The 20271-nt window shown below is 65.0% G+C and carries 18 protein-coding genes; 8 read left to right on the top strand and 10 right to left on the bottom strand.

The window, feature by feature from the left end; genetic code table 11:
* Positions 1 to 106 precede the first annotated feature (106 nt).
* Complete coding sequence (locus tag GRI59_RS04590) at positions 107 to 433, top strand: UrcA family protein (protein WP_160759992.1); 327 nt, start codon at positions 107 to 109, stop codon at positions 431 to 433.
* Between the two features lie 793 nt (positions 434 to 1226).
* On the opposite strand, the gene GRI59_RS04585 is transcribed toward GRI59_RS04590, so the two are convergent.
* Positions 1227 to 2789: a class I adenylate-forming enzyme family protein gene (locus tag GRI59_RS04585; RefSeq protein ID WP_160759991.1), complete on the bottom strand. Its 1563-nt coding sequence runs from the start codon at positions 2787 to 2789 to the stop codon at positions 1227 to 1229.
* An 85-nt stretch (positions 2790 to 2874) separates the two neighbouring features.
* Between GRI59_RS04585 and GRI59_RS04580 the strand changes: the two genes are divergently transcribed.
* From GRI59_RS04580 to GRI59_RS04560, 5 genes are all read left to right on the top strand, one after another.
* Positions 2875 to 3633 carry a PIG-L family deacetylase gene (locus GRI59_RS04580; RefSeq protein ID WP_160759990.1) on the top strand — a complete coding sequence of 253 codons (759 nt, stop codon included), beginning with the start codon at positions 2875 to 2877 and terminating at the stop codon, positions 3631 to 3633.
* Positions 3634 to 3729: 96 nt separating this feature from the next.
* Positions 3730 to 6330 (top strand): DNA topoisomerase (ATP-hydrolyzing) subunit B, encoded by a 2601-nt coding sequence (gene gyrB / locus GRI59_RS04575; protein WP_419866785.1) that lies wholly within the window; start codon positions 3730 to 3732, stop codon positions 6328 to 6330.
* A gap of 13 nt (positions 6331 to 6343) precedes the next feature.
* A complete protein-coding gene (locus GRI59_RS04570) occupies positions 6344 to 7486 on the top strand; it encodes an AI-2E family transporter (protein WP_160759989.1) in 1143 nt (380 codons plus the stop codon).
* 5 nt (positions 7487 to 7491) lie between these two features.
* The gene (locus GRI59_RS04565; protein ID WP_160759988.1) at positions 7492 to 8277 is read left to right on the top strand and encodes a M50 family metallopeptidase; all 786 of its coding nucleotides are present in this window, start codon (positions 7492 to 7494) and stop codon (positions 8275 to 8277) included.
* Positions 8278 to 8337: 60 nt separating this feature from the next.
* Positions 8338 to 8856, top strand: coding sequence for a nuclear transport factor 2 family protein (locus GRI59_RS04560; RefSeq protein WP_160759987.1), 519 nt, complete (start codon positions 8338 to 8340; stop codon positions 8854 to 8856).
* A 137-nt stretch (positions 8857 to 8993) separates the two neighbouring features.
* Here the strand turns inward: GRI59_RS04560 and GRI59_RS04555 are convergent, their stop codons facing one another.
* The 6 genes from GRI59_RS04555 to GRI59_RS04530 form a co-directional block, all read right to left on the bottom strand.
* A complete protein-coding gene (locus tag GRI59_RS04555) occupies positions 8994 to 9632 on the bottom strand; it encodes a hypothetical protein (RefSeq protein WP_160759986.1) in 639 nt (212 codons plus the stop codon).
* A gap of 138 nt (positions 9633 to 9770) precedes the next feature.
* A complete protein-coding gene (locus tag GRI59_RS04550; RefSeq protein ID WP_160759985.1) occupies positions 9771 to 10568 on the bottom strand; it encodes a DUF1295 domain-containing protein in 798 nt (265 codons plus the stop codon).
* On the bottom strand, positions 10561 to 11190 hold the full coding sequence (locus tag GRI59_RS04545; RefSeq protein WP_160759984.1) for a lysophospholipid acyltransferase family protein: 630 nt from the start codon (positions 11188 to 11190) through the stop codon (positions 10561 to 10563). Before GRI59_RS04545 ends, GRI59_RS04550 begins: the two co-directional genes overlap by 8 nt.
* Before the next feature lie 198 nt (positions 11191 to 11388).
* Entirely contained in the window at positions 11389 to 12996 is a 1608-nt protein-coding gene (locus GRI59_RS04540; protein ID WP_160759983.1) for a carboxyl transferase domain-containing protein, read from the bottom strand.
* 10 nt (positions 12997 to 13006) lie between these two features.
* Positions 13007 to 13312 (bottom strand): alkylphosphonate utilization protein, encoded by a 306-nt coding sequence (locus GRI59_RS04535; RefSeq protein WP_160759982.1) that lies wholly within the window; start codon positions 13310 to 13312, stop codon positions 13007 to 13009.
* Positions 13309 to 14475: an isovaleryl-CoA dehydrogenase gene (locus tag GRI59_RS04530; RefSeq protein WP_160759981.1), complete on the bottom strand. Its 1167-nt coding sequence runs from the start codon at positions 14473 to 14475 to the stop codon at positions 13309 to 13311. Before GRI59_RS04530 ends, GRI59_RS04535 begins: the two co-directional genes overlap by 4 nt.
* 120 nt (positions 14476 to 14595) lie before the next feature.
* Between GRI59_RS04530 and GRI59_RS04525 the strand changes: the two genes are divergently transcribed.
* Both GRI59_RS04525 and GRI59_RS04520 read left to right on the top strand, forming a co-directional pair.
* Positions 14596 to 15372: an ATP-binding cassette domain-containing protein gene (locus tag GRI59_RS04525; RefSeq protein WP_160760417.1), complete on the top strand. Its 777-nt coding sequence runs from the start codon at positions 14596 to 14598 to the stop codon at positions 15370 to 15372.
* Entirely contained in the window at positions 15372 to 16928 is a 1557-nt protein-coding gene (locus GRI59_RS04520; protein ID WP_160759980.1) for an ABC transporter permease/substrate-binding protein, read from the top strand. The genes GRI59_RS04525 and GRI59_RS04520 overlap by 1 nt, the downstream gene beginning before the upstream one ends.
* A 10-nt stretch (positions 16929 to 16938) precedes the next feature.
* Here the strand turns inward: GRI59_RS04520 and GRI59_RS04515 are convergent, their stop codons facing one another.
* From GRI59_RS04515 to lgt, 3 genes are read right to left on the bottom strand one after another with little or no spacing between them, the layout of a single operon-like run.
* Positions 16939 to 17340, bottom strand: coding sequence for a DUF2147 domain-containing protein (locus tag GRI59_RS04515; RefSeq protein ID WP_237440661.1), 402 nt, complete (start codon positions 17338 to 17340; stop codon positions 16939 to 16941).
* Between the two features lie 17 nt (positions 17341 to 17357).
* On the bottom strand, positions 17358 to 19454 hold the full coding sequence (locus tag GRI59_RS15985; protein ID WP_337190229.1) for a class I SAM-dependent methyltransferase: 2097 nt from the start codon (positions 19452 to 19454) through the stop codon (positions 17358 to 17360).
* Positions 19358 to 20236: a prolipoprotein diacylglyceryl transferase gene (gene lgt / locus GRI59_RS04505; RefSeq protein ID WP_160759978.1), complete on the bottom strand. Its 879-nt coding sequence runs from the start codon at positions 20234 to 20236 to the stop codon at positions 19358 to 19360. Before lgt ends, GRI59_RS15985 begins: the two co-directional genes overlap by 97 nt.
* Between the last annotated feature and the right edge of the window lie 35 nt (positions 20237 to 20271).

Below are 20271 nucleotides of genomic sequence, written 5' to 3'. Positions count from 1 at the left end.
ATTTGCACATTATTCTTGTGCACTGCACCAGAGTTTCAAACAGCAACCGAATGCCGGTCAGCGGCATCGTTCTACCGACACCCTCTCTCAAAATCGGAGTTCCCCCATGCGTTTCATTCTCCCCCTGATCGCCCTCGCCGCCGTCGCAGCGCCCGTTGCCGCAGAGCCGGTAGCTGACCAGACCGTGACCGTTCGCATTGCCTATGGCGATGTCGACGTGACCACGCCGGAAGGCCGCGCCGCGCTCGAAGCACGCATCGATGCCAAGCTGCGTCAGGCCTGCACCGTCGAAGCCGCTGGCCGCTACAGCACCGGCCGCACCTCGGTCGACAGCAAGTGCGTCGCCGAAGCCCGCACCGTTGCGCTCGCCGAAGTCGAGCGGGTTGCAATGATGCAGCAGGCCCGCAGCGGCCGCACCGTCGCCGCCAACTAAGGCACGTCAAACCTCTGAAACGAAACGGCCGCCAGAGCGATCTGGCGGCCGTTTTGATTCAGGCTGAGACGCCGCCTGTTGCAAGTCTTGCAACTAACCTTGGTGTTTTCTCATTTGAATTAGGACCTGCGCAACACCACTTCGCCGATCGAGCGATGCGTTGCCGGGCCCCTCTCTCCAAACCGGCATTCTTCCATGTGGAGCCATCGCCCGGGTGCGGCATCCGAACACGGACCCGTTGCCTGCCTGCCTGACGGGCAGGAGCGGCCGGCGCTCCCCCCCTGCTTGGCCCTCCTGCCCTGTCTCCGTCCGGCCCAGCGCCGGACATGCAGCGAACGAGACGCGGCCACCGCCCTCCCCCCCTTTAAAAGGTGGCCGCGTCTCAAGCCGCTCATTCCCCAGATCACAACACATCGAGGCGCCTCGCCGCGGGCCGACGCCCCGGTGATTGCCTTTTTCGATTGCGGTGATGAATTATTTTCAGTCTTATGGATAATTGAATATTACGCGAAGCTTTGTATATGATGTTCCGGTCCGGGCAGTCCTCTCCCCCTCCCCCCGATTGCCCGGACTCCCAAACAACAACAAAACAGGGAAACCCGAACCATGAACATGATCAGCGAAAAGGTTATCGCCTTGCTGCTCGCCGTTGCCATCAGCGGCACCGCGTTCAACACGTTTATTGTCTAGGGCCTCAAGCCCCAGATATCGTGTAACGCGAGCAACTTAGCGAAAGCCTACAGCGGCCCGGTTCCTCTCTTGAGGAGCCGGGCCGAGTTGTTTTGGGGCCCCGCTATTCTACCCCGCCTAACCGTGCCGCCACTTCGCGCAGATCGGTCTTGAGCAGCTTGCCGATATGGCTCCTCGGCATTTCCGCAATCGGGTGCAGCGCGGCGAGGCGCTGGGTCTTGCCAAGCCGCGCGTTCACCGCCGCCATAATGGTCGCCGCATCGCAAGCGCCGTCCTTCAACACCACGAAGCCAACCGGGCTCTCCCCCCACTTGCGCGACGGCATTCCGACCACCGCCGCCTCGGCGACGCCGGGCTCCCTGCACAATTCGGCTTCGAGATCGGAGGGATAGATGTTGAACCCGCCCGAGATGATCATGTCCTTGGCGCGGCCCACCAGCTCGACGAAGCCTTCCGCGTCCACTCGGCCGATGTCCCCCATCCGCATCCACGCCTCGCCCGTGGCGGGGTCAATCCACTGCGCTTCAGCGGTCTTGTCCGGGCGGTTCTTGTAGCCGCTCATCATGGTGAGGCTGCGGCCAACCATGTTGCCGGGGGTGCCGGGCGGCACTTCGCGGTCTTCGTCGTCGAGCACCTTCAACTCGCTCCCCGGCGCGGGGCGACCCACGGTATGGAGCTTGTCGGGGAATTCGTGCGCCGCGAGCAGGCACACCACGCCGCCCTCGGTCATCGAATAGATCTCGATCAACCCGCCGGGCATCCGCTTGAGGACTTCGCGTTTCAATTCGGCTGAGAACGGCGCGGAGGTGCAGTATTTGATTTTCAGGCTCGTCAGGTCAAAATCATCGAAGCGCTCGAAATCCATCAGCCGCTGATATTGCACCGGCACCAGCATGGTGATCGTCGTGCGGTCGGACTGCGCATGCCCAAGCCATTTGGCGCAATCGAACTTGCCCATCACCCGCACGCAGCCCCCCGCCAGCAGCACCGGCAGGAAGGCGACCATGGTGGTGTTTGAATAGAGGGGGGTCGAAGCGAGCGAGCGCACCTCGATCCCGGCGCCGAGGTAACTCAGAGCAGTCGGCGCGAACTGCCGCCAGCGCATCTGGTGCGAATGGACGATGCCCTTGGGAATGCCGGTCGTGCCAGAGGAATAGATGATGTTGAACGGGTCTTTCGGCTCCGGCACGAAGGAGGGCGCGCGGGTGCCCGGAGGGGCCATCCACTGATCGATGTTTTCCAGCGGCACGCGGATCAGGTCAGCCATGAAGTCGGTGCCGAGTTCCGCCGCCTTGGCCGCATCGATGAACAGATGGATCGCGCCCGAATCCTTCGCCATCCCCTCAAGCTGTTCAGGCGAGGCGCTGGTGGTCAGCGGAGCAGCCACGCCGCCTGCACGCATCGCGGCAAGGAACACCAGCGCATATTCGACCGTGGAGGTGCCGAGGATCGCGACCGATTGCCCGCGTTGCAACCCCGTCTCCACCAACCGCGCCGCCAGCCGCTCGACCAGCCCGACAAGTTCCGCCCAGTAAACCTCCCGCTTTTCGTCGATCAGCGCGAGGTCATCGCCCTTGATGCGCGACCATTCCATCAGGATGTCGGGGAAGCTGCCGAAGGGTTCGGCGAGGCGGCTCATCATCATGTCGTGGCTCATGGGGGCCATGCATAATCAGCGGCGGGCGCGGCGCAAAGGATTTGCGCATTGGCTCGCACAAGTGGCAGGAAGCGCGGCGAGGGAGAGGCACATAATGCGCACCGCAATCACGATCACGCTCGGAGCGTTGGCGCTCTCCCCGGCACAAGGGCAGAATGCGCCGGCAGAGCCGCAACGCGTGCTGGTGGTGCTGGCCCATCCGGATGACGAATTGCCGATGGCCCCTGCAATAGCCGCGCTGGCGCGGCAGGGGGTGGATGTTGCCATCTACTACGCGACCGCTGGCGATGCCGGGCCGGGCGTTTCGCGCCTTTCGCCGGGTGCCGCACTGGCAGAGCGGCGCATTGCTGAAGCGTGGTGTGCTGTCGAGGCGCTGGGCGTCTCGACCTTGCTGGGGGCCGAGCATCCCGATGGCAAACTGGGACTTGCCGCGCATCAGGAAGGCAGCCCCGCGCGGGCGCTGGCAGCGGCGTTCAAGGAGCAGTTCGCCCTGTCCGATCTGATCCTCACCTGGGGGCCGGATGGCGGCTATGGCCATGCTGATCACCGCATGGTGAGTGCGCTAACCACCCAAATCGTGCAAGCGATGCCCGCCGCCGAGCGCCCGAAACTGCTCTATGTCGGCATCCCGGCCGGTCGCCTGCCGCCGGTGCCGGAAATGGCACAATGGGCCACAACCGATCCGGCGCTGTTGACCGAAACCATACCCTACACCCCCGCCGATCTGGACGCCGCCAAGGCGGCCGCGGCCTGCCACGTCACCCAGTTCGACGAGGCCACCCGCGCCGGAATAATGCCGCTGTTCGATGCGACCATGTGGCGCGGCACAGTGCATTTCCGTCCCGCGTTCTGAACTGCTCGACCAAGCGCACTGAACACTCGTGGAAAAGCGGCGCTTGCGGGCCTCCCGCAGTTGGGTTTCCGCCGCGCAAGCCCTATATGATGGGGCATGAACGACACCACTCCACATGCTTCTGACCCCGTCTCCGAAGGCTTCCCCGAACGCGTCCGCCAAATGGGCGAATATGGCGCGGATTCGATCAAGGTTCTCAAGGGCCTCGATGCCGTACGCAAGCGCCCCGGCATGTATATCGGCGATACGGATGACGGCAGCGGCCTGCATCACATGGTGTTCGAAGTCTCGGATAACGCCATCGACGAGGCATTGGCAGGCCATTGCGACCTCGTTCTGATCGAATTGAACCCCGATGGTTCTGTATCGGTCGAAGATAATGGGCGCGGTATTCCGACCGGGATGCACACCGAGGAAGGCGTTTCCGCCGCCGAAGTGATCATGACTCAGCTCCACGCGGGCGGTAAGTTCGAGAACACCTCGGACGACAACGCCTACAAGGTCTCGGGCGGTCTGCACGGCGTCGGCGTGTCGGTGGTGAATGCGCTGTCGGAATGGCTGGAACTGGTCATCTGGCGCGAGGGCAAATCGCACTGGATGCGGTTTGAACACGGCGATGCGGTCGCCCCGCTCGTGGTGACGGGCGATGCCCCGCCGGTCGCCAGCAATGGCGATGATAATGGCCTGAAGAAAGGCACGCGCGTCACCTTCAAGGCCAGCCACGACACTTTTAAGAACGTCACCGAATTCGACTTCGAGAAGCTGGAACACCGCTACCGCGAACTCGCCTTCCTCAACTCCGGCGTGCGCATCAAGCTGCGCGACAAGCGGCACGAAGAAGTGCTGGAGCACGATCTCTATTACGAGGGCGGCATCGCGGCCTTCGTGAAGTATCTCGACCGCAACAAGCAGCCACTGATCCCCGAACCGATCTCGGTCTCGGCCGAAAAGGACGGGATCGGGATCGACGTCGCGCTGGAGTGGAACGATTCCTATTACGAGAACGTCCTCGCCTTCACCAACAACATCCCCCAGCGCGATGGCGGCACGCACCTCGCGGCCTTCCGCGCCGCGCTGACCCGCACGCTCAACAATTATGCCGAGCGTTCGGGGATGCTGAAGAAGGAGAAGGTCAGCCTGTCGGGCGAGGATATGCGCGAAGGCCTGACCGCGATCGTCAGCGTCAAGCTGCCTGATCCGAAATTCTCCAGCCAGACCAAGGATAAGTTGGTCAGCTCCGAAGTGCGCTCGCCCTTGGAATCGCTGATGAGCGACAAGATGTCCGAATGGCTGGAAGAAAACCCGGGCGATGCGAAATCGATCATCCAGAAGGTGATCGATGCCGCCGCCGCCCGCGAAGCCGCCCGCCGCGCCCGCGAAATGAGCCGCAAGGGTGCGATGAGCGTCGCTAGCCTGCCGGGCAAGCTCGCCGATTGTCAGGAACGCGATCCTGCCAAGTCCGAACTGTTCCTCGTCGAAGGGGACTCCGCAGGCGGATCGGCCAAGCAGGGGCGTGACCGCAAGACGCAGGCAATCCTGCCGCTGAAGGGCAAGATCCTCAACGTGGAACGCGCCCGGTTCGACCGGATCATCAGCTCCAAGGAAGTCGGCACGCTGATTCAGGCGATGGGCACCGGCATCCGCGATGAATTCAACCTTGAAAAGCTGCGCTACCACAAGATCGTCATCATGACCGACGCTGACGTCGACGGCGCCCACATCCGCACGCTGCTGCTGACCTTCTTCCACCGCCAGATGCCCGATATCATCCGCGCCGGGCACCTGTTCATCGCGCAGCCGCCGCTGTTCAAGGTCTCCAAGGGGCGGAGCGAGGTCTATCTCAAGGATCAGGCTGCGCTTGATCGCTATCTGGTCGATGCCGGGCTGCAAGGCCGGGTGATCGAAACCACCGAAGGTGCACGCGGCGGGGATGATCTGCGCGCGCTGGTGGATGGCGCGCTGCGTTTGAAGAACCTGCTCGCCTTCGTCCCGCGCCGCTATGATAGCGGGATCGTGGAACAGATGGCGCTGGTCGGCGCGCTGGAACCGGGCTTGGCGGGCGACGCGCTCGCCGCTGCGCTTGGCCGCGCAGCCGGACGGCTTGGCGCGGGCGACCGCGAAGCGCGCTGGAGCGCCTATCAGCGCGACGACGGCACCGTCGTCTTCGAACGCCTGTGGCGCGGCGTGAAGGACGTGCACGAAATCGACGCGCGCTTCCTCGTCAGCACCGAAGCCCACAAACTCCACGGCCTCGCCGCCGCGCAGGCCGATGCCTATGCCTCGCCCGTCCGCCTGGTGCGCGCGGGCGACGTGCCGGACGAGCCAGAGGCTGACACCACCCTTGGCGCCGAGGCGATCGAAGGCGATCCCTTCGCCGGAGAGGCCGAGCAGGTTGCAGCCCCCCCGCCGCTACCGCAGGACGATGGGATCAGCCGCCCGAGCCAGCTGCTCGACGCGATCTTCGCCGCTGGGCGCAAGGGTCTTGCGATTGCCCGCTACAAGGGTCTGGGCGAAATGAATGCCGAGCAATTGTGGGAAACCACGCTCGATCCCGAAGCCCGCGTGCTGCTGCAAGTGAAGGTCGAGGATGCCGACGTGACCGACGAAATCTTCACCCGCTTGATGGGCGATATCGTCGAACCGCGGCGCGAGTTCATTCAGGATAATGCCCTGAACGTCGCCAATCTCGACGTCTAAATCCGGAGCATCAATGGCGACCCAGCCCCACCGTACCGAGGAACTGCAACAGGCCAGCTTCCTGATCATCCTCGCGGTCGTCACTCTGCTAATGGCGGTGGTGATCTATCCCTTCGCCCAGCCTTTGCTGTGGGCGGGGCTGGCGGCGATCATGTTCCAGCCGCTCTATCGCAATGTGCTGCGGCGCCTGCGCGGGCGGCGCAATCCGGCCGCCGGGCTGTCGCTGCTGATTATCTTCATCCTGGTGCTGGTGCCCGCGGCATGGGTCGCCTCGATGGTGATTCAGCAGGCCTTTGTGCTGGTCACCACGCTGCAACAGCAGCCAGTCGACCTCGCGGCGCTGTTCGATACGGTTTACACGCGGCTGCCGCAGTTCGCGCGCGAAGCGGTGGATCGCAGTGGCTGGGCCGATATCGCGATGGTGCAGACGCGCTTGCAGGAACTGCTCACCGAAAGCGCCGGGATGATCGCATCGCAGGCCGTCTCGATCGGTAGCGGGGCGCTGAGCTTCTTCCTCTCCTTCGGCGTGGCGCTGTATGTGATGTTCTTCCTGCTGCGCGATGGCGAGCGGATCGGGCGCACCGTGCTCTGCGCTGTCCCGGTCGAACGCAGCATCGCTGACCGGCTGGCCGAGCGGTTCCTGGGCATCGTGCGCGCCACGATCAAGGGCACCGGCGTCGTCGCGCTGGTGCAGGGCGCACTCGGGACGGTGACCTTGATGATTGCAGGTGTGCCTTCGGCGCTGCTGTTCGGCGTCATCATGGCGATCTTCGCGCTCGTCCCGGTGATCGGATCGGGCGCAGTGTGGGTGCCGGCCGGGCTGTATTTGCTGATTACGGGCGAGACTTGGCAGGGGCTGTTCGTGCTGCTGACCGGCTTCTTCGTCATCTCGTCGGCCGACAATGTGCTGCGCCCGATTCTGGTCGGCCGTGATACCGGGATCCCTGACTGGATCATCCTCATCACCACGTTGGGCGGGATCAGCTTCGTCGGCTTTTCGGGCATCGTGCTCGGGCCACTGGTGGCGGGCCTGTTCCTCGCGAGCTGGTCGATCCTGCGCGAACAGCGCGATCAGGATCTCGAGGCGGCCGAACGCGACGCGATCCGGGTCGATGTGCACGGCCACGTCCACGCCTCCCCGGCGGCGGCGGACTGAGCAGGATGCAGCCACTCGTCACTCCCGGCTCACAGGGTGAGGCCATCGGGCGGCTGGTCGTCGCCGGTCTGGTGGTGACGATGCTGCCCGCACTGCCGTTCGGCACTTACCTCATCTACCCCTTCGCAATCCTGACGACGTGGTTCCACGAAATGGGTCACGGCCTCACCGCGATGCTGCTCGGCCAGCATTTCGAGCAGCTGATGATCTTCCCCAATGGCTCGGGCGTGGCCGAGAGCCAGGTTTCGGGCGAGGCATCGCGCTTCACCCATGCCGCCATTGCAGCAGGCGGCCCGATTGCGCCGAGCGCGGTGGGCGCGCTGCTGATCGTCGCCAGCGCCCATCCCAAGGCGTGGCGACCGGTGCTGTGGCTGTCTGCGGCGGTGATCTTGGGCAGCGTGCTGATCTGGGTACGCTCGCTCACGGGGTTGTGGGTGCTGCCATTGGTCGCCGGGATCCTTGGCCTGATCGCATGGCGAGCCTCCCCCAGCTTTGCGCGCTTCAGCCTGCAATTCCTGGGCGTGCTCGGTGCCATGTCCATGCTGCGCGATTGGGGCTACCTGTTTACCGAGCAGGGCATGATCGACGGACAGGCGATGATGTCGGACACCGGACAGATCGAAGCCGCGTTGGGCCTGCCGCACTGGTTCTGGGCCGGGGTGATCCTGTTGATCTCGGGCGTCATGGTGGGCGCCGCGCTCAAGTATGCGCTGGCCGAACACCGGTTGCGCCCGCCGCCCCGCAAGCTTCCCGCCAACGTGCTGCAATTCAAGCGCGACCCGCGCAGGTAGACCCAAGCGCTGACGCTTTGGGCAGTCCCGCCGGCTGCGCCGAGCGGTTAGAACAGCGCCATGGACATGATCGAACTCGCCGACCGGCTCGCCATTGCCGAAACCCTTGCGCTCTATTGCCGCGGGATCGACCGTTGCGATCCCGAACAGCTCGCCGCAGTGTTCACGCCTGATGCCCTGATCGACTATGGTGACGGCGCGAAGCCCATCGCCGAGGTGATCCCCGGGCTGATGGCGGGCCTCGGCTCGATGCGGCTGACCCAGCACAATATCAGCAACACCGTGATCCGGATCGCGGGCCTGACCGCGCGGGCCGAGACCAACTGCGTCGCCCTCCACATCATCCCGACACCCGATGGCGAGATCGAGCTGGTGGTCGGCGGGCGCTATCTCGACACGCTGGCGAAGCGCGACGGACGCTGGCAGATCGCCGAGCGGCTCTATGTCATGGACTGGAACCGCACTGCGCCTGCGACAATGCAGCTGGAAGGCGGGCTGTTCGATGGCTTGCAGCGCCGCGGTGCGCGGGGGAGCGACGATCCCTCCGCGGATTGGTGGGCGGCTGTTGGAGACACATGAGACACTGTCCAGAACCGAAAAACCTGCCCCCGGCGACCTGCGCGAATAGGGCAAGGCTGCGCGGGTCTGGCGGCTGGTCATGCCTGCAATAGTGTCAGGTCAACCGCGCGTAGGAAAGCCGCTGCGACGGCAAACGTTCAGGACGCAACCTTCAGCGTGTTCACGCCCGAGGCATCGGCCCCGGCCTCACCCGACAAGCCGATAAACATCGTGTCGACAATCCGCGCCAGCTTCTTCTCGGACAGCTTGTCACCGAGATAGATCAGCGCATCGGGCATGGTGTAGACCGTGACCATCTGATTGATCATCGACAAGGCCTCATCAATCTCCAGCCCGGCGAAATAGCCATCAGCCTGCGCTTCGGCGATCAGTTCGCACAGGTAGTGATCGGCGAGGTCGACATAGGAGCGCACCCGTTCGAAATTGGCCGCGCCCATTTCGCACAGGATGCTGAAAAACTGCGGATCGGCGCGGAACCGCTCCTGCGAGATCACGAAGCGGCGGCGGAAGAATTCGTACATCTTGCGGGGCGGCGGCAGAGTGGTGGCGAGCACCTCTTCCATCACCTGCAACTGCGGGGCGAGCCAGGTCTGCGCGACCGCATCGAACATATCGTCGTAATCGGCAAACAACGCTTCGAACCGCGCACGGGTCAGCCCGCTTTCGGCCATAGCGACGGTCCACGGGATTTCCGAGCCGCGCTCCTTGACCAGATCGAGCACATGGCGCGCGATCCGCTCGCGCTCGGCTTCCCGGGCCGTCTGGTTCAATGGCATCTCGCTCGCGCCTCCTTGCGCGGAAGCCAACATAGGCCAGCTTTGCGCGGGCATAAAGTGCCGCTTGTCGATTTTTGTGCGGCGCAGCACGGGGGCCATGAGCGGGAAGGCCATGAAAGCGCGGGATTCGCCGCGGTTTCAGCTGCGGGGCGGCATGGGGAAAAACGCCGAGGTGCGCCGCTTGTAATCAGCGTATTTGTCGCCCTTGGTCTTGTCCAAGCCCTTCTCCAGCAGGGTGACGCCCGACCATTTGGTGAGCGTGAAGCTGAGGAACAGCGGGCCGATGATCGTCGCCAGCGCGTACCACCAACCGGCCGCCGCGCAGGCGAGCCAGATGCCCCACCATGCGGCAAAATCGCCAAAGTAATTGGGGTGGCGGGTGTAACGCCACAGCCCGGTGTCGAGCACCTTGCCGTGATTGGCGGGATCGGCCTTGAAGCGGGTCAACTGCCAGTCGCCGACCCATTCGAAGAACACGCCGATGCTCCACAGGGCGAAACCGGCCCATGCCAGCGACGGGATCGGGGCGGGCGCACCGCTCGCCAGAATGCCAACCTGCGCCGGGCTGGAGACCGCGAACAGCAGCACCGCCTGCATCAGCCACACGCGGGTGAGCGCAGCGCGGGCGAAGTTCCCGGCCTCACGATCCTTCTTGAGGATCATCTTGTAGCGCTTGTCCTCGCCTTCCTTGCGCCAGCGCAGGAACAGATAACCGCCGAGCCGAAAGCCCCAGGCCGCGGTCATCAGCATGATCAGCGTCGCCAGCGCGCCGGGACCGCCCGGCACGTGCAGCCAGCTCGCCACCGCAAGGATCGCCATCCCTGCGCCCCAGAAGGCGTCGATGAAGCTGACGTCGTCGATCTTCACACTGATGGCCCACTGGATCAGCACCAGCACCAGCAGGATCGCGGCATTCAGGGCAAGCAGTTCAAACATCGTTCTTTCCGGCAATAATGTCGCGCGCCTGCTGTTCCAGCACCTTGAACCGCTCGTAATCGGGCAGCTTGGCGCGGAACCATTCGGCGATTTTCAGCAGGTCCTCGCCGTAGTTCCCGGTCGGGAGCATCGGCGGGCCGAAGCTGACAATCTTGGCGGCGTTATCGGCAAAGGCAGGGACGATCGGAACATTCGCCGCGCGGGCGATATGGTAGAAGCCAGAGCGCCACTTGCCGTCCGACTTGCGGGTGCCTTCACAGGCGATCACCAGCGCGAGTTCATCGCGCGCGGCGAATTCAGCCGCGACCTGTTCGGTGGCATTGGCCTTGGCGGTGCGGTCAACCGGGATGCCGCCCATATCGAGCATGAAGTTCTTCATGATCCCCTGGAACAGCGTGTGCTTGCCCATGAAGTTGGGCTTCACGCCTTCCTCATGCGTCGCGCCGGTAAAGAACACGAAATCCCAGTTCGAGGTATGCGGCGCGCCCGCCAGCACATATTTCTTGAGGTGCTTGGGCAAAGGGGAATCGATCCTCCACCCCCGCGCATACCAGATGGCCAGAATGATCCGCCGCACGATGCGCGAAAGCAGCGTGGGCTTGCGCACGTGCGCGGTGTTCAATGGTTTGTGCAAGCGGTGCGCCCCTCCCAAAGGCTTGACCCTTGTGGCTTAACTTGGGTTAGGTACGCAAGGGGGCGGGGGAGGGTTTCAATCGTTCCCGGGCTCGTCATGCTGAACTTGTTTCAGCATCCATGCCCCCTCACCCGCTGTGGCGACGGTGAAATGGACCCTGAAACGAGTTCAGGGTGACGGGGATGGTCACATCCGGAACACCCCAAACGCCGGCCGCTCGGCAATCGGAGCCTCCAGGCACGCTGCGAGCGCAAGCCCCAGCACATCGCGGGTCTGCACCGGATCGACCACCCCGTCGTCCCACAGGCGGGCGGTGGCGTAGTAGGGGTTGCCTTCGTCCTCGTATTTCTGGCGGATCGGGGCCTTGAAGGCCTCGGCCTGATCGGGCGTCCAGCTGTCGGCATCGCGGTGGACGGTGGCGAGGACGCTCGCCGCCTGCTCCCCGCCCATCACCGAGATCCGCGCATTGGGCCAGGTGAACATGAAACGCGGCGAATAGGCCCGCCCGCACATCCCGTAATTGCCCGCGCCAAAGCTGCCGCCGATCACCACGGTGACCTTGGGGACGGTCGCGGTGGCAACGGCGGTGACCAGCTTCGCGCCATGCTTGGCGATGCCCTCCGCCTCGTACTTCCCGCCGACCATGAAGCCGGAGATGTTCTGGAGGAACAGCAGCGGAATGCGGCGCTGGCAGGCGAGTTCGATGAAATGCGCGCCCTTCTGCGCGCTTTCGCTGAACAGCACGCCGTTGTTGGCGAGGATCGCGACCGGCATCCCCCAGATGTGGGCGAAACCGCAGACGAGCGTGGTGCCGTAATGCGCCTTGAACTCGTGGAACTCGCTACCGTCGACCAGCCGCGCGATCACTTCCTTGACGTCATAGGGCGCACGCACATCCTCGGGGATGAGGGCGTAGAGGTCTTCGGCATCGAACTTGGGCGGGCGGGGGTCTTTCAGCGCGATGTCTTTCGCCGCCCCGGTGTTCGCGCCGAGGTGGCTGACGATGTCCCGAACGATGGTGAGCGCGTGCTCGTCATTCTCGGCGAGGTGATCGACCACGCCCGATTTCTTGGCGTGCAAATCGCCGCCGCCGAGGTCTTCGGCGGTGATTTCCTCGCCCGTCGCCGCCTTCACCAAGGGCGGCCCGGCGAGGAAGATCGTGCCCTGATTGCGGACAATCACGCTCTCGTCCGACATGGCGGGCACATAAGCGCCGCCCGCGGTGCAGCTCCCCATCACGCAGGCGATCTGCGGAATGCCGAGCGCGCTCATGTTGGCCTGATTGAAGAAGATCCGCCCAAAGTGGTCGCGATCGGGGAAGACCTCCGCCTGATGCGGCAGGTTTGCGCCGCCGCTATCGACGAGGTAGATGCACGGCAGGCGGTTCTCCTGCGCAATCTCTTGCGCGCGCAGGTGCTTCTTGACCGTCATCGGATAGTAGGTGCCGCCCTTCACGGTCGCGTCATTGCACACGATCATGCACTGCCGCCCCGAGACGCGGCCCACGCCGCAGATGATCGAAGCGCCGTTGACGTCGCCTTCGTACATGCCGTTGGCGGCGAGTTGCCCGATCTCAAGAAAGGGCGAGCCGGGATCGAGCAGCCGCTCCACCCGCTCGCGGGGCAACAGCTTGCCGCGCGACACATGGCGCTCGCGGGATTTTTCCGTGCCGCCCAGCGCGGCTTCGGCGACACGGGCGCGCAGATCGGCTGCGAGCGCGTGGTTATGCGCAAACCGCGCCTTCGCCTCAGGGCTCTCGCGGTCGAGTTTGGTGGTGAGGGTGGGGGCGGTCATCGTGTCGTCCTTAGCGCTTGCGCACAAACTCGGCCCGCAGCACCAGTCCCTTGATGCCGGGATATTTGCAGTCGATCTCCTGCGCGTCGCCGGTCAAGCGGATCGACTTGATCAGCGTGCCTTGCTTCAGCGTCTGGCCCGCGCCCTTGACCTCAAGGTCCTTGATCAGCGTCACCGCATCGCCGTCAGCGAGCAGGTTGCCGACCGCATCGCGCACCTCGACGGCGTTTTCCGCCGCCTGCTTGGCCGCAAGTTCGGACGCGGCCATCCATTCGCCGCTGGCCTGGTCATAGACGTAATCTTCGTCGGTGCTCATCCTGCCGCCCCGATCAATTCGCGCCCGATCAGCATCCGGCGGATCTCGTTCGTCCCCGCGCCGATGTCGAGCAGCTTCGCATCGCGCATATACCGCTCGACCGGCCAGTCGGTGGTGTAGCCCGCACCGCCCAGCGCCTGCACGCTTTCCGCCGCGACCTTGAAGGCGTTCTCGCTCGCGAGCAAAATCACCCCCGCAGCATCGAAGCGCGTCGTCTGCCCCGCGTCACACGCCTTGGCGACCGCGTAGGTGTAGGCACGGGCCGATTGCAGTGCGACGTACATGTCGGCGACCTTGGCCTGCATCAGCTGGAAGCTGCCGATGGGTTTGCCGAACTGCGTCCGCTCGCGCAGGTAGGGGATCACCGTGTCGAGGCACGCCTGCATGATCCCGAGCTGCAATCCAGCGAGCACGACGCGCTCGTAATCGAGCCCGCTCATCAGCACGCCGACCCCGCCGTTGATCGGGCCCATGATGCGGTCTTCCGGCACGAAGCAATCGCTGAACACCAGCTCGGCGGTGGGTGAGCCCTTCATCCCGACCTTGGAAATCTTCTGGCCGATGGCGAAGCCTTCATCGCCTTTCTCGATCAGGAAGGCGGTGATCCCGCGCGATCCGGCGTGGCCGTCGGTCTTGGCATAGACTACCAGCGTATCGGCCTCGGGCGCGTTGGTGATCCAGAACTTGGTGCCGTTCAGCACATAGCCGCCCTGCACCGCATCGGCCTTGAGCTTCATCGAGACCACGTCGCTGCCCGCGCCTGCCTCGGACATCGCCAGCGACCCGACGTGTTCGCCCGAGATCAGCTTGGGGAGATACTTCGCCTTCTGCTCATCATCCCCCCAGCGGCGGATCTGGTTGAGGCAGAGGTTGGAATGCGCGCCGTAGCTGAGGCCAACCGAGGCGCTCGCCCGCGACACTTCCTCGACCGCGATCACGTGCTCAAGGTAGCCCAGCCCCAACCCGCCCCATTCCTCTTCCACGGTGATGCCGTGCAGGCCCAAAGCCCCCATCGGCTCCCACAATTCGCGCGGGAAGCGGTCTTCGCGATCGGTGCGTTCGGCCAGCGGCGCGATCTGCTCGTCCGCGAAGCGCGCGGTGGTGTCGCGGATCATCTCCGCGGCCTCGCCAAGGTGGAAGTCGAAATCGGGGGTCGCGCGCATTTTATGTCCTGCGGGTGTAATGATTGTTCTGTGATGTCGCATAGCAAGCCATCGGCGAAAGGCCAATCGCTGGCGCTGGCGCGGCGCGCCTAACCTCGCTAATCATGGCCGCCCATGACGATGCCTTCACCCCTGCTCCGGTTCGACGGGGTGATCTGCCGCTTTGGCGAGGTCACGGCGGTGGGAGCATTGGGGGCCGGCGTGACCTGCGATCTGGCGCCGGGCAGTTTCGTGGCGCTGGTGGGCGCGTCAGGCTCGGGCAAGTCGACGCTGCTGAAAACGGTCAACACGCTGGTCAAGCCGTCCGAGGGCCGGGTGCTGTTTGCAGGCGAGGATGTGGCGGGGCTCAAGCCTGCGCATCTGCGCCGCCGGGTCGGCTATGTGTTTCAGGGCATCGGGCTGTTCCCGCATTTCTCGGTCGCCGAGAACATCGCCATCGGCCCGCGCCTTGCCGGGGAGAAACTCGCCCCGCAGCAGATCGCCGAACTGCTCGCGCTGGTCGAGCTTGACCCGGCCTACGCCACCCGGATGCCCGACGAACTCAGCGGCGGTCAGCGCCAGCGGGTCGGCGTGGCCCGCGCGCTAGCAGGAGGGCCAGAGCTGCTGCTGATGGACGAACCCTTCGGCGCGCTCGACCCTGTCACCCGCGACGCGCTGGGCCGCAAAGTGCGCGAACTGCACGATGCGCTGGGACTGACCACAGTGATGGTGACGCATGACATGGCCGAAGCGCTGCTGCTGGCAGACCGGGTGCTGGTGATGGACAAGGGCCAGCTGGTCGCCGACGAAACCCCCCGCGCGCTGCTGGCCGGCGCGGGCGGAGTAGTGGCGCAGCGCCTCGTCGCCGTGCCGCGGCATCAAGCCGAACGGCTCGCGGCGATGGAAGCACAAGGCTGATGCAGGACATCTGGGACATCCTCCCCGGCCTGGGTGACAAGCTCGCCGCGCACGTGGTGTTGTCGGCCAGCGCGATTGGCCTTGCCATGCTCATCGCCCTGCCGATGGCGGTGTGGGCGAGCCGCTCTGCCATAGTCTCGCGTCTTGCCCTGAGCCTTGCGAGCCTCGTCCAGACCATTCCTGCGCTGGCTTTGCTCGCACTGTTCTTCCCGCTGTTGCTGTCCTTGCGCGCCGTGTTTGGCGAGGGGCTGCCGACGCTCGGGTTCCTGCCCGCGCTGATGGCGCTGACGCTCTATGCGCTGCTGCCGATCCTGCGCAACGCGGTGACGGCGCAGGCCAATCTCGACGAGGGCGTGCTGGAGGCCGCCGACGGCGTCGGCATGACCAAGTGGCAGAAGCTGGTGCTGGTCGAAGCGCCGCTGTCCGCCCCCTTCATCATGGCGGGTATTCGCACTGCGAGCGTCTGGACCATCGGCGCGGCAACGCTGGCCACCACCATCGGCCAGCCGAGCCTTGGCGATCCGATCTTCGCGGGCCTTCAGACCCAGAACTGGGCGCTGGTGCTGGCCGGATGCGTGGCGAGCGCAGGGCTGGCGCTGGCGGCGGATAACCTCCTTTGGGTGATCGAAGTCGGGCTGGCCAAGCGCTCGCGCTGGATGACCTTTGGCGGGATGGCGGTGGTCGCCCTCGGCATCCTCGCCGCGCTCTGGGCGCAAAGCACGGGGAGCGACGAACGCCGCATCGTCATCGCCTCCAAGCAATTCTCCGAGCAATATATCCTCGCCCAGCTGATCGGCGCCCGGCTGGAGGCGGCGGGCTATGCCGTGGAATATCGCGACGGATTGGGAAGCGCGGTGGTGCATTCCGCCGTTGCCTCCTCCAGCATCGACATCTCGGTCGATTACACCGGGACGATCTGGACGAATTATCTCAAGCGCGCTGACAACCCCGGCCGGGAGGCGATGTATGAAACGATCCGCGACTGGGAGTGGCGACAGAACGGGGTGAAGGTGCTGGGCCGCCTCGGATTCGAGAACGCCTATGCCTTCGCGATGCGCGGCGACCGGGCGAAGGAGCTGGGCGTCACCTCGCTCACCGATCTGGTTGGCAAGGCGCCGCAGCTCACCGTGGGCGGGGACCCCGAATTCTTCGAGCGGCCCGAATGGCTGGCAGTGCGCGATGCCTATGGTCTGCGGTTCGGCCAATCGCGCAATTTCGCGCCGACCTTCATGTATAACGCGCTGGCTTCGGGCGAGGCGGATGTGATCAGCGCCTACACCTCGGACGGGCGGATCGCGGCGGACAAGCTGGTGGTGCTGGCCGACCCCAAGGGCGCGCTGCCGAGCTATGATGCGCTGCTCATGCTCTCCCCCCGCATCGCCGAAGACAAGGGCGTGATCGCCGCGCTCGAACCGCTGCTGGGCGCAATCAGCGTCGAAGCGATGCGCGAGGCGAACCTTGCGGTGGACCGCGAGGATGCCAAGAAGCTGACCCCGAAGGCAGCGGCGGCGGAATTGGGCAAATCCCTCCGTCGTCCCGGACTTGATCCGGGATGACGGCTTAGGCTCAACCCGCCTTCTTCCACACCTGCGTCTGACAGAACGGCCCAATGCAGCCCTTCACCTCCAGCACGCCTGTCCCCTTGCGGCGGATCACCGAGCGGTAGCTCTTGCCGCTTTTCGGATCGTAGATCTGGCCGCGCCACACATCACCATCCGCCGTGAAGGCCGTGAGGATAGCGCTGCCCAGCAGGCGGCGTTTGCGCTTGGCCGGATCGGGGTTGTTGACGTCGCGCTGATCGTTGCCTTGCGGTTGGGGGGTGAGGAACTTCTCGATCGTGCCGCACATCGTCTTGCCGCAAGGCGCGATCAGGATCACCGCGTCCTTTTCGGCCGTCAGCCAGCGTCCCGAGACCGGTTCGGCCGCGCTGGCAGGCACCGCCAGCGCCAGCCCGGCAACGAGTATCATCCGCCGCAGTCGCATCATCAATCGAACCCCACCCCGTACGGCCAGCGCCGCCCACATATCCCGAGCACCTTGAACAAGGTGCCCATCTGCGAATCCTCGACCAGCCGGTCACGCTGCCGCTTGATCTTGTCCTTCTCGTAAGGGTTGCGGCGCTGGAGCGCCTCCATCCGCGTATCGATCCCCATCTGGCGCAGCCACTCGCCCTGATAGGTCAGACCCATCACATCCGCGCCGTTATCAGCAGCCACCTGCTGGAGCAGTTCGAAATCGACGTGCGCGGTGAGATCGGAATCGCCGGGATGCGCGAAGATATCGACCTTCTTGTGCGACTTCAGCGCCTGCATCGTTGAGCCTGAGCGCAGTTCCATGTGGCCGTAATCGATGACGAGCGCCGCGCCGCCCTGTTCCTTCAACCGCCGCGCGATCTCAGCCATCAGTGCGACCGCGGCGGGGCTGGTCTCGATCATCGCGCCTTGCGCCGCTGTCACCCAGCTGGCGGGCACCAGATGATCCATCCGCTGCTTGCCCGCCGTGAAGATAAAGTCCTCGCCGTCGAGCCCAACCAACCGGTCAAACCAGCCATCGGCGGATCGCATCAGTTGATGCACCGGCAGCGCGTCGAAGAATTCATTGGCGACGATCAGCAGCGGGGCATCGTCGGGCAAGGTCGAAATGTCGTGGTGGTGGTGGCAATCGGGGAAGGCCTCGCGCTGGATCTTCCGCAGGCTCGCCGAGGTTTCGACAAAGTGAATCTCCGGCGCGAAATCATAGCGCCGCGCCGCTGCCAGCGCGTCCTTCGCCAGCGTCCCGCGACCGGGGCCAAGCTCAACATAATGGATGCGCTTGCGGCTGCCCATGCGGACCCACAGGTCCACCAGCCAAAGCCCGATCAGCTCACCGAACATCTGGCTGACTTCGGGCGCGGTGATGAAATCGCCCTGCTCGCCTAAGGGATCGCGGCTGGCGTAATAGCGCGCGTTGCATTCGCCCATGTACTGCGCGAGGCTGATCGGGCCGGCCTCGCGGATCAGGCGTTTGAGCGTGGCAGGAACATCGACATTCGCGCGGGCGAGGACTTCGGCTTCGAGCCGCGCCTGTTCGGCAGCCTTGGCCTCGGCCTCGGCGCGGGCTGCGGCCTCGGCGGCGGCGGCTTCAGCAGCGAGGCGCGCAGCTTCAGCGGCGGCGGCTTCTTCGGCCTCGCGGCGCGCCTGTTCCTCGGCGGCGAGGCGCGCGGCTTCGATGGCGGCGAGACGGGCGGCTTCCTCGGCTTCGGCCTTGGCTTTCGCTTCTGCTTCGGCGCGGGCCTTGGCTTCGGCGGCGAGCCGGGCCTTTTCCTCCGCCTCGGCCTTGGCCTTGGCTTCAGCTTCTGCCTTGGCACGGGCCTTGGCCTCTGCCTTGGCCCGGGCTTCGGCTTCCTTCTTCAGACGGGCGTCTTCTTCGGCCTTGGCGCGCGCTTCGGCTTCGGCGCGGGCACGTTCTTCGGCTTCGCGGCGGGCGGCTTCCTCGGCGGCGGCCTTGGCGGCAGCGGCAGCGGCTTCAGCCTCGCGGCGGGCCTGTTCTTCGGCTTCGGCACGGGCCTTGGCCTCGGCGATTTCGCGGGCCTTGGCTTCCTTGCGCAGCCGCGCTTCCTCGGCGGCCTTGGCGCGGGTCTCGGCCTCGGCACGCGCGCGGGCTTCGGCTTCCGCCTGCTTGCGAGCACGCGCTTCGGCGGCGGCTTTCTCGCGGGCTTCGCGTTCGGCAGCGGCTCTGGCCTCAGCCTCCTCCTTCTCGCGCGCACGGGCTTCCTTCAGCGCGCGGGCGCGTTCCTCGACTTCGGTCTTGGCGCGGGCGAGTTCTTCGGCTTTGGCACGGGCAGCGGCTTCGCTCCGGGCGCGGGCTTCGGCCTTCGCCAGTTCGCGCGCCTGTGCCTCGGCCGCAGCACGTGCGGCCGGATCCGGCGCGGGGCGCGCCACACTTTCGGTTTCGGGCTTCGGATCGATCAGCCTGAGCGCACTGCGCCAGACTGCTGCGCCGTCGCTTAAGCTGGCGCGCTGATCCCCGCCGCCAGCGGCTTCTTCCGCAGCGCGTAGAGCACGACAATCAACCCAGTCAGGATTAGCGGTATAGTCAGCCATTGTCCCATCGATAGCCCGGTTCGGGCCGCAAAGTCAGCCAGTTGTTGATCCGGCTCGCGGAAAAATTCGTTCACGAAGCGCGACACCCCCATGCCGGTGGTGAAGACCCCCGCCAACAGGCCGGGCCGATACCGCGCACGGGTGAACCAGAACAGCGCCATCATGATGACCAGCATCGCCAGCCCTTCAAGCCCCGCTTGATAGAGCTGGCTGGGATGACGCGGGAAATCGCCGGCGCGCGGGAAGACCATCGCCCAGGGCACATCGCTGACCCGGCCCCAGAGCTCGCCATTGACGAAGTTCGCCAACCGGCCGAGCAGCATCCCCATCGGCACCCCGACGCTGACGTAATCGACCACGCGGATGAAATTGAGCTTATCGCGCCACGCCACATAGGCCATCGCCAGCGTCACCCCGGCAAGGCCGCCGTGGAAGCTCATCCCGCCGTCCCACAGCCGCAGCAGCTTCCATGTCACGAAGCCATCGCCCGAAAAGCCGGTCCACAGGCTCTGATCGTAGAACATCGCGTAGCCCAGCCGCCCGCCGAGAATCACCCCGAGCGTGCAGTAGAAGAACAGATCGTCGGCATGGCGCTGCGCCATCGGCGCGCCGGGCTGCTTCAGCATCTTGGAGGTGTGCCAATAGGCAAAGATCACCCCGATCAGGTAAGCAAGCGAATAGAACCGCAGGGTAAAGAACCCGAGTTCGATCCCCGGTTTGAGGCCGAAAGACGTCCAGTAGATCGGATCGGCAGGGATGCTTGCGGCAAGTAGTGACAGCACGGAGCGAACCTCTTATTGACAATGAGATGCCGTAT

The sequence above is a fragment of the Erythrobacter ramosus genome (assembly GCF_009828055.1).
Classification (GTDB): domain Bacteria; phylum Pseudomonadota; class Alphaproteobacteria; order Sphingomonadales; family Sphingomonadaceae; genus Erythrobacter; species Erythrobacter ramosus.
This window is presented reverse-complemented; position numbering and strand designations above follow the sequence as displayed.

Excerpts from the sequence above, each read along its gene's own strand:
- GRI59_RS04590 (WP_160759992.1), top strand. The coding sequence starts at position 107 with ATGCGTTTCATTCTCCCCCTGATCGCCCTCGCCGCCGTCGCAGCGCCC.
- GRI59_RS04585 (WP_160759991.1), bottom strand. The coding sequence starts at position 2,789 with ATGGCCCCCATGAGCCACGACATGATGATGAGCCGCCTCGCCGAACCC.
- GRI59_RS04580 (WP_160759990.1), top strand. The coding sequence starts at position 2,875 with ATGCGCACCGCAATCACGATCACGCTCGGAGCGTTGGCGCTCTCCCCG.
- gyrB (WP_419866785.1), top strand. The coding sequence starts at position 3,730 with ATGAACGACACCACTCCACATGCTTCTGACCCCGTCTCCGAAGGCTTC.
- GRI59_RS04570 (WP_160759989.1), top strand. The coding sequence starts at position 6,344 with ATGGCGACCCAGCCCCACCGTACCGAGGAACTGCAACAGGCCAGCTTC.
- GRI59_RS04565 (WP_160759988.1), top strand. The coding sequence starts at position 7,492 with ATGCAGCCACTCGTCACTCCCGGCTCACAGGGTGAGGCCATCGGGCGG.
- GRI59_RS04560 (WP_160759987.1), top strand. The coding sequence starts at position 8,338 with ATGGACATGATCGAACTCGCCGACCGGCTCGCCATTGCCGAAACCCTT.
- GRI59_RS04555 (WP_160759986.1), bottom strand. The coding sequence starts at position 9,632 with ATGCCATTGAACCAGACGGCCCGGGAAGCCGAGCGCGAGCGGATCGCG.
- GRI59_RS04550 (WP_160759985.1), bottom strand. The coding sequence starts at position 10,568 with ATGTTTGAACTGCTTGCCCTGAATGCCGCGATCCTGCTGGTGCTGGTG.
- GRI59_RS04540 (WP_160759983.1), bottom strand. The coding sequence starts at position 12,996 with ATGACCGCCCCCACCCTCACCACCAAACTCGACCGCGAGAGCCCTGAG.
- GRI59_RS04535 (WP_160759982.1), bottom strand. The coding sequence starts at position 13,312 with ATGAGCACCGACGAAGATTACGTCTATGACCAGGCCAGCGGCGAATGG.
- GRI59_RS04530 (WP_160759981.1), bottom strand. The coding sequence starts at position 14,475 with ATGCGCGCGACCCCCGATTTCGACTTCCACCTTGGCGAGGCCGCGGAG.
- GRI59_RS04525 (WP_160760417.1), top strand. The coding sequence starts at position 14,596 with ATGCCTTCACCCCTGCTCCGGTTCGACGGGGTGATCTGCCGCTTTGGC.
- GRI59_RS04520 (WP_160759980.1), top strand. The coding sequence starts at position 15,372 with ATGCAGGACATCTGGGACATCCTCCCCGGCCTGGGTGACAAGCTCGCC.
- GRI59_RS04515 (WP_237440661.1), bottom strand. The coding sequence starts at position 17,340 with ATGATACTCGTTGCCGGGCTGGCGCTGGCGGTGCCTGCCAGCGCGGCC.
- GRI59_RS15985 (WP_337190229.1), bottom strand. The coding sequence starts at position 19,454 with ATGGCTGACTATACCGCTAATCCTGACTGGGTTGATTGTCGTGCTCTA.